General features: G+C 61.1%; 10 protein-coding genes. 3 read left to right on the forward strand and 7 right to left on the reverse strand.

The window, feature by feature from the left end:
* Position 1: 1 nt before the first annotated feature.
* Genes P2T68_RS03705 through P2T68_RS03715 form a run of 3 tightly spaced genes read right to left on the reverse strand, consistent with a single transcriptional unit; the run spans position 2 to position 1,756 of the window.
* Positions 2-271, reverse strand: coding sequence for a phosphopantetheine-binding protein (locus tag P2T68_RS03705; protein WP_024073002.1), 270 nt, complete (start codon positions 269-271; stop codon positions 2-4).
* Positions 249-1,061 (reverse strand): lysophospholipid acyltransferase family protein, encoded by an 813-nt coding sequence (locus P2T68_RS03710; protein WP_277379070.1) that lies wholly within the window; start codon positions 1,059-1,061, stop codon positions 249-251. Before P2T68_RS03710 ends, P2T68_RS03705 begins: the two co-directional genes overlap by 23 nt.
* Positions 1,037-1,756: a beta-ketoacyl synthase chain length factor gene (locus P2T68_RS03715; protein ID WP_024073004.1), complete on the reverse strand. Its 720-nt coding sequence runs from the start codon at positions 1,754-1,756 to the stop codon at positions 1,037-1,039. The genes P2T68_RS03710 and P2T68_RS03715 overlap by 25 nt, the downstream gene beginning before the upstream one ends.
* A gap of 337 nt (positions 1,757-2,093) precedes the next feature.
* On the opposite strand from P2T68_RS03715, the gene P2T68_RS03720 reads away from it, so the two are divergent.
* Complete coding sequence (locus P2T68_RS03720; protein WP_024073005.1) at positions 2,094-2,864, forward strand: ParA family protein; 771 nt, start codon at positions 2,094-2,096, stop codon at positions 2,862-2,864.
* Positions 2,865-3,079: 215 nt separating this feature from the next.
* Here P2T68_RS03720 and trxC read toward each other — a convergent pair whose 3' ends face one another.
* Positions 3,080-3,514 (reverse strand): thioredoxin TrxC, encoded by a 435-nt coding sequence (trxC, locus tag P2T68_RS03725; protein ID WP_024073006.1) that lies wholly within the window; start codon positions 3,512-3,514, stop codon positions 3,080-3,082.
* 236 nt (positions 3,515-3,750) lie between these two features.
* Here trxC and P2T68_RS03730 point away from each other — a divergent pair, with 236 nt between their 5' ends.
* Both P2T68_RS03730 and P2T68_RS03735 read left to right on the forward strand, forming a co-directional pair.
* On the forward strand, positions 3,751-4,038 hold the full coding sequence (locus P2T68_RS03730) for a type II toxin-antitoxin system HigB family toxin (RefSeq protein WP_277379071.1): 288 nt from the start codon (positions 3,751-3,753) through the stop codon (positions 4,036-4,038).
* A gap of 6 nt (positions 4,039-4,044) precedes the next feature.
* Entirely contained in the window at positions 4,045-4,446 is a 402-nt protein-coding gene (locus tag P2T68_RS03735) for a transcriptional regulator (protein WP_277379072.1), read from the forward strand.
* An 18-nt stretch (positions 4,447-4,464) separates the two neighbouring features.
* Here the strand turns inward: P2T68_RS03735 and selO are convergent, their stop codons facing one another.
* The 3 genes from selO to P2T68_RS03750 are packed head-to-tail and all read right to left on the reverse strand — an operon-like array spanning position 4,465 to position 11,153.
* Complete coding sequence (gene selO, locus P2T68_RS03740) at positions 4,465-5,928, reverse strand: protein adenylyltransferase SelO (protein WP_277379073.1); 1,464 nt, start codon at positions 5,926-5,928, stop codon at positions 4,465-4,467.
* Positions 5,929-5,976: 48 nt separating this feature from the next.
* The gene (gene mscK, locus P2T68_RS03745; protein WP_024073010.1) at positions 5,977-9,360 is read right to left on the reverse strand and encodes a mechanosensitive channel MscK; all 3,384 of its coding nucleotides are present in this window, start codon (positions 9,358-9,360) and stop codon (positions 5,977-5,979) included.
* A 50-nt stretch (positions 9,361-9,410) separates the two neighbouring features.
* A complete protein-coding gene (locus P2T68_RS03750; protein WP_024073011.1) occupies positions 9,411-11,153 on the reverse strand; it encodes a potassium/proton antiporter in 1,743 nt (580 codons plus the stop codon).
* Between the last annotated feature and the right edge of the window lie 95 nt (positions 11,154-11,248).

An 11,248-nucleotide genomic window follows, 5' to 3' on the forward strand; every position in this document is an offset into this window, starting at 1 on the left:
CTCAAGCTGCCTGTCTGGCCGTGACGAACGCCGCAAGGCTGGCCACGTTGGTGAAGTGATTGCGGGTGTCCTTGGCGTCGGCATCGATTTTTATGCCGTACTTTTTCTGGATCGCCAGGCCCAATTCCAGGGCGTCTACCGAATCCAGGCCGAGGCCTTCGCCGAACAGGGTTTGATCGTTTCCGATGTCGTCGGCGCTGATGTCTTCCAGGCCCAGGGCCTCGATGATCAGCACCTTTATGTCGTGCTCAAGGCTGTGTTGGTCGCTCATCTTCGGCGAGCTCCTTAATAAAATAGTGATGCAGGTAATCGTTGAGCTTGCGTGAAGCCTGGGGCGCGGGCCCGAGTGCGGCAAACGCCTGTGGTTCTATATCGGCCCCTACCTGCAAACTGAAGTGCACGCGGCGTTTTGGGATGCGATACCAGGGTTCGGCCTTGGTCAGGGTGGTGGGGCTGACCTTGATCACCACGGGGGTAATGATTGTCGCACCGCGCAGCGCAATGGCGGCGGCGCCGCGATGAAAGGCAGGCGCCGAGCCAGGCGTGGTGCGGGTGCCTTCGGGAAAAATGATCAGGGTCTGGCCGCCGCGCAGGGCATCGGCGGCGGCATCGAGCATTTCGCTGCTGCCGTCGTTGCTGATATAGCCCGCATCGCGCACCGGCCCACGGGTGAAGGGGTTCTGCCACAGGCTTTGCTTGACCACGCAGTTGGCCTGGCGCACCAGGCCGATCAAAAACACCACGTCGATCAGCGACGGGTGGTTGGCGATGATCATCTGGCCTGGGCGCCCGAGGTTTTCCGCACCTTCGACGCTGTAGGTCAGCACGCCGGCGCGTTGCATCAGGCGGATAAAGAACCAGAACAGCTTGCTGATGGTATGGCGGGCGCGGCGTTGGTGTTTTTCGGCGCTTCCTGGCAGGCACGCGAGCAACGGGAACACCAGCAAACGCAGGCATAGGCCGCCTGCTCCGAACAGCGCGAAGCTGGCGGCGGTGGCGAGCAGGCGCCAGTAGTAGGCGTCCCGTGGTTTGTCGGTCAGGGCTTGCGTTGCCAGTTCCATACGCGGTTCTTCCAGGCATGTTGGCAGGCGACCTGTTCAGTGAGCAGGGTGCGCAGCAGGTTCAGGGCATGGGGCCACTGGGTTTGAGTGGGTTGGACAGTGCCGCGGGTAAGTTCCAGTTGCCACTCGTCGCCTGGGGTCAGCAGCAGGCCGAGGGCATAGGGGAACGGCACGTCCGCGATCCAGTCGGCATAGGCTTCAGGCGGCTGTTCTTCGGTAATCACCAGCAACACGGCCGGGGCGCCTTCATTGAGCAGGGCGGCGGCTTCGAGCAGGCCGTGTTCCAGGCCGTCGCCAGCGGCAGCAAGGGCCGTCATCTCGCTGGTTTCATTGCGTAGGATCGACCACAGGCCAATCACTGCGTTATGTACCGACAGGCTGAACTGGGTCGGCGACAGCGGCTGGTCATTGGCCAGGTCGCTGAGGATGTCGAGGGTGCGCGGGGTTTCGCCGTGACGCGAAATAAACACCAGGGGCAGGTCTTGCCGGCCCTCGGCCAGCGGCCAACCCACGCTGAACGCCATGCGTGCCAGGCGGCTGAGGCGGCGGCGCTGCATGGCGGGCAAGAACGATACGTCGGGGCTGGCTTCGCTGGCGGGCAGCAACACCGGGGCCCGGCACCAGGCGTACCAGTCGTCCGCGCTGTCCAGGCCAGGAGCCCAGGCACGCCATTGGGCGATGTTGAAGTTGATCACTGAGAAGTTATCCCGCCCCTGCGGGCTTCCATGTGCGGCCATTGGCCGAGTTTACCGGGACGGTGAGCAAGAGCCGAATGGCGCGCATTATCCGGGTGCTGTGGGGTTCTAGCAAACTTTGGTAAAGAATTGTTCACGGCTGATTACAAAATTTGCGGAGAGATTTACAGATTGTCCTTTACCGCAGGACGAATTGGATTGTCGGACCCTTCCTATTCGTTTGTACGCGATGAGCCATGGCTCGCGGTTAATGCAGCCGTGCATGGATGAACGAGGTAGCGAACAGGCGCTTTTGCCCTCTACACTCGGACATTCATTGATACACGGAGGTTTTTCCATGCGGCGCGTGGTGTTCAATCAGAAAGGCGGCGTTGGCAAGTCCAGTATCGCCTGCAACCTGGCGGCGGTCAGCGCCAGTGAAGGCTATCGAACCCTGTTGGTGGACCTCGATGCACAAGCCAACTCCACCCAGTACCTTACCGGGCTGACCGGCGACGATATCCCGATGGGCATTGCCGAATTCTTCAAGCAAACCCTGTCTTCCGGGCCTTTTTCCAAGAAAAACCGCGTGGATATCTACGAGACACCGTTCGACAACCTGCATGTGATCACGGCCACCGCAGAGTTGGCGGATTTGCAGCCCAAGCTCGAGGCCAAGCACAAGATCAACAAGCTGCGAAAGCTGCTGGATGAATTGAGCGAGGATTACGACCGGATTTACCTGGATACCCCGCCGGCATTGAATTTTTATGCGGTTTCGGCGCTGATTGCCGCTGATCGTGTATTGATCCCCTTCGATTGCGACAGTTTTTCGCGCCAGGCGTTGTATGGCCTGCTGGCGGAAATCGAAGAGTTGAAGGAGGACCACAACGAGGGGCTGGAAGTGGAAGGCATCGTCGTCAACCAGTTCCAGGCCCGGGCGAGCCTGCCGCAGCAGATGCTCGATGAGTTGATGGCCGAAGGCTTGCCGGTATTGCCGGTGTACCTGGCCAGCTCAGTGCGCATGCGTGAGTCGCACCAGCAGAACAAGCCGCTGATCCACCTGGACCCACGGCATAAGCTCACTTTGCAATTCGTGGAGCTGCACAACCTGCTGGAAAATGCCTGATCTCAAGCGCTACCCGGACCCAATGTGGGAGCGGGCAAGCCCGAATGCCAGTCAGTTAAGCGTACATCGCCTTCTGTAGGAGCGAGGGGGACGCCTAGTTCTTGCTCGCGAAAAACTCACAGACGCCGCATTCACTCAGGAAACACGCGTTATCGTTGACGTTTTTCGCGAGCAAGCTCGCTCCTACAAAAAAACTTAACTGACTGGCATTCGGGTTACACCCCCTGGCTACGCAACCAACTCATCAACTGCGGTAACGGAAAGGCGCCGCTCTGGCGCGCCACTTCGCGGCCGTTCTTGAACAGAATCAAACTGGGGATCGAACGAATCCCCAACTGCGCCGACAGCTGCTGATTAGCCTCACTGTCCAGCTTGGCCAGCCGGCACTTGCCCGCCAGCTGCGCGGCCGCCTGTTCGAATACCGGCGCGAAGGATTTACACGGCCCACACCAATCGGCCCACACATCCACCAGCAACGGTAAATCGCCCTTGATCTGGCTGGCGTAGTCGCCTTGCTTCAGCTCGAAAGGCTTGCTCAGTAGAACCGGCTGCTTGCAGCGCCCACATTTGGGCGTATCCCCCAGGCGCTCTCCGGGGATGCGGTTGAGGCCGTTGCAATGGGGGCAGGGGATAACGAGAGGTTCGGACATGGTGGCGCTCCGTGGATGTGGCCAATGCTCCCTATCTGGAGTCAGGTAGCCGTTTTATCAAGCTCGAGGGCGACGACGCATGCGCTAACAGATTCGCAAATGTCGATTGGCGCATGCCTATCTAGGCTGGGAGTGCTTGTTCGAAACAGCACCATTGGTCCGTTCGGCGCCATAGCAAATTGCGATAGTCGCAGTTCGGGTTTAACCTCCATAGCAATATGCGATAGGGATGTTGCATGCGCGTAATCAGTGCGAAACAAATCCGCAATGCCAAAGTGAAGTGGCCTCATTCAGCCTGTGCTTTGGATGCGTGGTATCGGAAGGTCAAAGTCCTCAATCCAGAAGACTTCGCGGCGTTGAAATCGATTTTTCCGGCCGTGGATAAAGTGGGGGCGTTACACGTCTTCAACGTAGGTGGTAACAAGCTGCGCCTCATTGCGATTGTGCGCTACCGAATGCAGCGGCTCTATATTCGACATGTGCTGGACCATCGGGAATACGACAAGGGTAATTGGAAGGAGTGAGTGGAAATGAGTGTGCTGATCGAGCAGGTGGCCGAGCATTGGCAATTCGTGTCGCCCCTGTTGCGCAAGCCCAAAACCGAGGCTGACTACGATGTGCTGGTGGAGGCGCTCGACGAATTGCTGGATATCGTAGGGGAAGACGAAGCTCACCCGTTGATGGGCGTGGTCGATATCATCGGTGACTGGGTCGAGGCTTATGACTTGGAGCATTGGCCAGTGCCAGAGGCCAGCGGTGTCGACGTATTGCGGTCCCTGATGCGGGAGCATGGTTTGACGCAGAGTGATTTGCCAGGTGTTGGCGCTCAATCGGTTGTCTCGGAAATCCTCAGTGGAAAACGCCAGCTCAACGTTCGGCAGATTCGTTGGCTGGCGGATTATTTCAAGGTGCCGGTCGATATGTTCATCTAACCGCGAGCATGGCGCGAATCACGACGAACAACTGATCTCCAAATGCTTGCCCCAATCCGGCGGCCGCTGCGCGTACTGTTCCATCCCCGCCTGTTCCTCGAATGGCTTGGAAAGCACCTCGTGCAAGCGCCGCACTTCGCTGTAATCGCCTGACTCGGCGGCGGTGATGGCGTTTTGTGCGAGGTAGTTGCGCAGGATGTACAGCGGGTTCACCGCGTGCATTCGCGCACGGCGCTGTTCTTCGGTGCCGTCCCCATCCCGTTCGACACGGGCCTTGTACAGCTCGGCCCAGGCATCAAACCCGGCTCTATCGACGAAATCATCGCGCAACCGCGTCACGGCCAACGCTGCCGATTCATCCCCCAGCCGTCGGAAGAACAGCGTGTAGTCCACGCCGCTGTTCTGCATCAGCTTGAGCAAGCGCTCCACCAATTTCTGATCATCGTCTTCAGCAGTGGTCAGCCCCAAACGACGACGCATCAAATCCAGGTAGTGCGCCTGGTACAACGGCAGGTACAGGCCCAGGGCTTCCTTCAAGGCATCGACGCTGATAAACGGCGTGAGTGCCTGGGCCAGCGCGCTGAGGTTCCACTGGCCAATCGGCACCTGGTTGCTGAAGGAGTAGCGTCCTTCGTGATCGGAGTGGTTGCAGATGAAGTGCGCGTCGAAATCATCCAGAAACGCAAACGGCCCGAAGTCGAAGGTGATGCCGAGGATCGACATGTTGTCGGTGTTCATCACCCCATGGCAAAAACCATACGCCTGCCATTTGGCGATCAGTTCTGCATTGCGTTCGACGATTTCGCGGAACATCGCCAGATACGGTTCGGGCTGTTCGCGGCACTCGGGGTAGTGCAGGTTCAACACGTGTTCGGCCAGTTCAGCCTGCTGTTCGGGCTTCTTGGTGTAATAAAAATATTCGAAATGACCAAAACGGATATGGCTGCGGGCCAGGCGCAGGACCATGGCCCCGCGTTCCTGCTTCTCACGCCACACCGGGGTGCTGGAGCCGATCACGCACAGTGCGCGGCTGCTGGGAATGCCCAGCGCGTGCAGCGCTTCAGAGGCGAGAAACTCACGAATCGAAGAGCGCAGCACGGCGCGGCCGTCGCCCATGCGCGAGTAAGGCGTCTGCCCGGCGCCCTTGAGGTGCAGGTCCCAATGCTCGCCGACGGCGTTGTACACCTCGCCCAGCAGCAACCCACGGCCATCGCCCAATTGTGGGTTGTAGGAGCCGAACTGGTGCCCGGAGTAGACCATCGCCCGCGGTTCCGCCTCGGCCCATAGCTTGTGCCCGCCAAACAGCTCGGCGAATACCGGGGTTTCGGCCACCGTCGGGTCGAGGTCGAGCAGGGCCATGGCGGCATCGCTCGCCACGACCAGGCGTGGTTCGTCGAGGGGTTCAGGCAATACGTGGGTCGAGAACGCGTCGCCCAGGCGTGCGAAGCGGTTGTCGAAGGTCAGTTCGTCGAGGGCTTTCACCGGCCATCTCCAGCAGAATGTCCGAGCATTCTGCTGGGGATAGGCGGTTTAGTCGAGCTTGGAGGGTGGCGGCTCGGGGGCATCCGCCACTTTGCCCGGTGGTGGCTCCGGGGTATCCGGGGATTCGACCGGACCGACGATGGTCCTGTTTTCGTCTTCTACCGGCACCAGCTTGTACTCCTGGCCGTGGAGGTTTTTCAGGTAGACCTCCATCTGCCGGAACGAGATGTTGATGTGGTGGTTCTTGAACTCGCGGTTGATAAAGCGGTTCACCTCGTCGATCACCGGGTTGCGGTCGCCCAGGTCGCGCACGTGCATGCGCAATTCATGGTCGAGGGTGCTTTCGCCGAAGTTGAGGAAGTAAACATGGGGTTCCGGTTCCTTCAGCACCCGTGGGTTTTCTCGCGCAGCCTTGAGCAGCAATTCCTTCACCAGGTCCAGGTCGGAGCCGTAGTCCACTCCCAGTTTCAGGGTGACTCGGGTGATGGTGTCGGTCAGCGACCAGTTGATCAATTGCCCGGTGATGAAGGTCTTGTTCGGGACAATGATGTCCTTGCGGTCGAAGTCGGTGATGGTGGTCGCGCGGATGCGGATCTTGCTCACGGTGCCCGACAGGTTGCCGATGGTAATGGTGTCGCCGATCCGTACCGGGCGTTCGAACAGGATCATGATGCCGGAGATAAAGTTGGCGAAGATCTCCTGCATGCCGAAGCCCAGGCCCACCGACAGCGCGGCGACCAGCCATTGCAACTTGTCCCAGCTCACACCGAGGGTGGACAGGGTCGAGACAAAGCCGACGCCGGCAATCACATACGACAGCAACGTGGTGGTGGCGTAGGCGCTGCCCTGGGCCAGGTCCAGCTTGGACAGCACCAGCACCTCCAGCAAGCCGGGCAGGTTGCGCGCCAGGGCGAAGGTGATGCCGATGATGATCAGCGCGCCGAGCAGGTCGCCGATGCTGATTGGCACCATGCTGATATTGGCGCCGGTGCCGCTGGTGTATTCGTAGAGGGTGACGTTGTCCAGGTAGGAGAACACCGAGATCAGGTCTGACCACACCCAGTACAGCGCCGCGATGAAGCCGCCGAGCAAGGCCAGGCGGATCAGGCGCATCGATTGTTCGTTGACCTGTTCGATGTCCAGGGTCGGTTCTTCGATCACCGCCTCGCCGTCGCCGGCTTCCTTGGCTGCTTGGCGCTTGGCCAGGGCGCGGGAGTAGGCCAGGCGCCGTGCGGCAACGCCCAGGCCGCGTACGAAGGTGGCTTCGATGACCAGCCAGAGCATCAGCAGGTACAGGGTATTGATCAACCGGTCACTGAGCTTGAGCGCGGTGTAGTAGTAGCCGAAGCACACGGCGATAAACAGGGCGATGGGCAGCGCGGTAAACACCAGGCCCATGGCTTTGCGAAACAGCGAGGCTTTTTCGTGGGTCGGGCTGTGTAACAGCAGGCGCCCCAGTAGCCAGGCCATCAGCGCATAGCACAACAGCACCACGCCAATGCCCAGCACGTCGTCGGCCAGCGCTGCCGGTTGATGTTCGGCAATCGCCACCACGGCCACCAGGGCCAGAACCACCAGCCCGAGCTTGCGCACCCAGCCTTGCAGGAATTCGACCTGGGGTTTTTCCCAGCGGAAGTGCAACTCGGCCACGCCGCCCGGCGCCAGGATGCGGTAGGCGGTGTAGAACACCAGCCACGCCTGGGCGATCTGCAACAGTGCCGCGCCGAGGTTGGCGTTTTGCCCACGGGCGTCGATCTGCAGTGCATAGCCGCACAGCGCCAGGCCCAGGGCCACCGGCATCGCCAGCAGGATGTTCACCAGGATCGCCTGTGGTGTGTGCCACTGGCTGTCGCGCTTGAAGTGGCCGATATCCAGGTGGACCTTTTTCAGGCGGGCGTACAGGGCGTTACGTCGCCACAGCAGGGCGCCGATCAACAGCAGGAGCGGCAGGAACAGCAGGGGGCGCTGGGTCAGGCCATCGTACAGTTCGCTGACGCTGGAGGCCCAAGGCAGGCTGGTGACTTGCTTGCTCAGGTGCGCCGGTACGGTTTCCAGCCATTCGGTGTCCAGCGGCTTGTTGCTGGGGATCCAGAACATCTGCTCGTCCAACGTCGCACGCAGGGTGGTGGCGGTGCTGAGCAGTTGTTTCTGGTTCAGTTGCAGGGTGATCGATTCGTTAAGCAGTGCGCTCAGTTCGCGGCTCAGGCGCTCCAGCAGGTCGCTGCGGGTGATCGCCAGTTCCAGCAGGGTGCGGCGCAGTTGCGGGGTGATATCGTCCGGCGGCTGGTTGGCCAGCAGGTTGTCTACGTAGGTGCTGGGGGAACTGATCAGCTCGCGCTGCTGGTTGACTTCGAACTGATACAGGCGAATGTTGGCGATATCGTCCGCCAGGTCGCGGTCTACCGTGAGGCGTGGCAGTGCCTGTTTTTGCTTGTAGAGGATCTTGGAGAGCAGCAGGCTGCCCTTGAGGACGTTGATCTGTTCATCCAGCGCCGAGTCGCTCTGGGTCACGGTGTCCAGTTGCTGCTTGGTCTGCAGGTTTTTCTGGGTCAGGTCGTTGAGGCGGTCGGTGCTTTTGAGCAGGTAATCGGACAGCTTCAGGTTGGCCGCGCTTTCCGTGGCCAGCAGGCTGCTGCCACCGGCTTTCTGCGCTTCGATCGATTGTTGGGTAACGGTCTGTTGGGACTGGGCCAGGCGTTTCTGGTTGATCAGGGTTTGCAGGTCCTGGATCTCTTGTTCCAGGCGCGCGGTCTTTTCGACTACCAGGTCGTGCTGGCTGTTGCCCAGGTCTTGCAGTTGGCTGTTGCCGGCCAGTTCCTGGCGGCGCAGGGGGATCAACGCGTTCAGGGCGGCGAGTTCGGCGTTCAACTGGTTGCGCTGGTCGCTGCTGAGGGTCTTGCCATTGTCCTTGCCGGCCTTGAGGGTCGAATTGATCTGCTGGATGCGCGTCTGGCTGTTGCTGATTTCGGTCTGGGCGCGCTCGGGGCGGGTCTGGGCGGCAATGGTCAGGCTGTTGGCTTCGGCCAGGTCTTTTTGCAGGTCGCCTTGCTGGGTGGTGCGCTGCACCAGCAATTGCTCCAGTTGCGGCACCGGCAGCGAGGCGTAGCGCTGGGCTACCGGAATGACCTTGGTGGCCTTGAGCCGGGTCAGTTCGCGCTGGTTCTCGCTGGTCTGGCGCGGCGCGTCTTCCAGCTGGCGCTTGAGGTCCGCCAGGCGCTGTTCGTAATCCTGTTTGTTACCCAGATAGGTCAGGGTCTGTTGCAGGATCGACTGCAGCGCCTTCATGTCGGCGTCGGGCAGCTTGCGATCAGGCAGCTTGTCCAGGGTTTGCTGGATGGCGTCGGCGCTGGGTGGGTCGGCGGCATATACGCTGCCGACACAAAGAGTCAGGCCCAGCAGGGCAGTGGCGAGAAAAGTGCGCAGGGTTAGCATAGAGACCGGTCGAGCAAGGTGAAGAATCAGGGGCGTTGTCGCCCCGCAGTTTAGAGGAAGAGTCCGGGGCCCGGGCGACTTCCTTCGGGGAATCTGACGCCGACTTTGCCAATCTTGTTCCCGTCCATGACCGCGACGGTCCAGATGGTGTTGTTCCACTCCACCTGGTCGCCGACCACGGGCGCACCGCCGACTTTCTGGGTGATGAAGCGGCTCAGTGGCATGTCCGGGTCGATACCTTCCAGCTTGAGGCCGTACAGGGCGGAAACCGCGCCCAGCTGGGCGTCGCCCTCGAGGACGAAGTCGCCGAAAAAGCGCAGATCCAAGCCGCGTTGCGGCGCCTGGCTGAACAGTTTGCCCAGGGCCGGCAGGTTGTGTTCGTGGCCGATCACGCAGAGCAGATCGCCGACTTCCAACACCGTACTACCCGACGGGTGGAGCAGTTGCTGGCCACGGAACAGCGCGGCGATCCGTGTGCCTTCGGGCATTTTCAGTTCGCGCAGGGCGGCGCCGATGCACCATTTCTCTGCGCCGAGGCGGTAGACGAACAGCTCCCACTCGCTGGTGACGTGGACTTCCAGGGCCGCCCGGGAAATCGGTGCGGGCTCCGGCGGTACGGTCACTTTCAGCAACTTGGCCACCCACGGCAGGCTGGTGCCCTGTACCAGCAGCGAGACCAGTACGATAAAGAACGCCAGGTTGAAGTACAGCTGCGCATGAGGCAGGCCGGCCATCAGCGGGAACACCGCCAGGATGATCGGCACCGCGCCGCGCAGGCCGACCCAGGCAATAAAGGCTTTTTCGCGGCCGTGGAACGCCTTGAACGGCAGCAGGCCGACCATCACCGACAATGGCCGCGCAAACAGGATCATCCACAGTGCCAGGCCCAGGGCCGGCAGGGCGATGGGCAGCAGGTCATGGGGCGTGACCAGCAACCCCAGCACCAGGAACATGCCGATCTGGGCCAGCCAGGCCATGCCGTCGAGCATATGCAAAATGCCATGGCGGCTGCGCACCGGGCGGTTGCCGATCACCAGGCCGCACAGGTACACCGCGAGGAAGCCGCTGCCGTGCAGGGCGTTGGTCAGGGCGAATACCACCAGGCCGCCGGCGATCACCAGGATCGGATAGAGGCCGGTGGCCAGGTTGATGCGGTTGACCATTTGCAGCATCAGCCAGCCGCCGCCGAGGCCGATGAGGCCGCCGATGCCGAATTCGCGGATCAGGTGGGTCAGCAGGCTCCAGTGCAGGCCGGTCTGGCCGCTGGCAAGCATGTCGATCAGGGTGACGGTGAGGAACACTGCCATCGGGTCGTTGCTGCCGGATTCGATTTCCAGGCTGGCGGTGACCCGTTCGTTGAGGCCCTTGCCGCCGAGCAGCGAGAACACCGCGGCGGCGTCGGTGGAGCCGACGATGGCGCCGATCAGCAGGCCCTGGATGATATTGAGGTTGAACAGCCAGGCGGCGGCCATGCCGGTGAGGCCGGTGGTAATCAACACCCCCACCGTGGCCAGCGATAGTGCCGGCCAGAGCGCCACGCGAAAACTCGCCACCCGCGTGCGCAAGCCGCCGTCGAGCAGGATCACGGCCAACGCGAGGTTGCCCACCAGGTAGGCGGTCGGGTAGTTATCGAAGATGATACCGCCGCCGTCAACGCCGGCGACCATGCCCACGGCCAGGATGATCACCAGGATCGGGATGCCCAGGCGGGACGACAGGGAACTCACCAGAATGCTTGCACCCACCAGCAACGCGCCGATCAAGAACAGGCTGTTGATGGTCGTCGCATTCAAAGGCAGTACTCCATGAGCATATAAGACGGGCGCAAACTGACCATGCAGTCTACGTGCCAGCGATTCTAACCTGTTGAATTGCCGCGCTGTCAAAA

Origin of the sequence: Pseudomonas sp. G11 (assembly GCF_029457515.1) — a bacterium.
In the GTDB taxonomy this organism is placed as follows: Bacteria; Pseudomonadota; Gammaproteobacteria; order Pseudomonadales; family Pseudomonadaceae; genus Aquipseudomonas; species Aquipseudomonas gorinensis.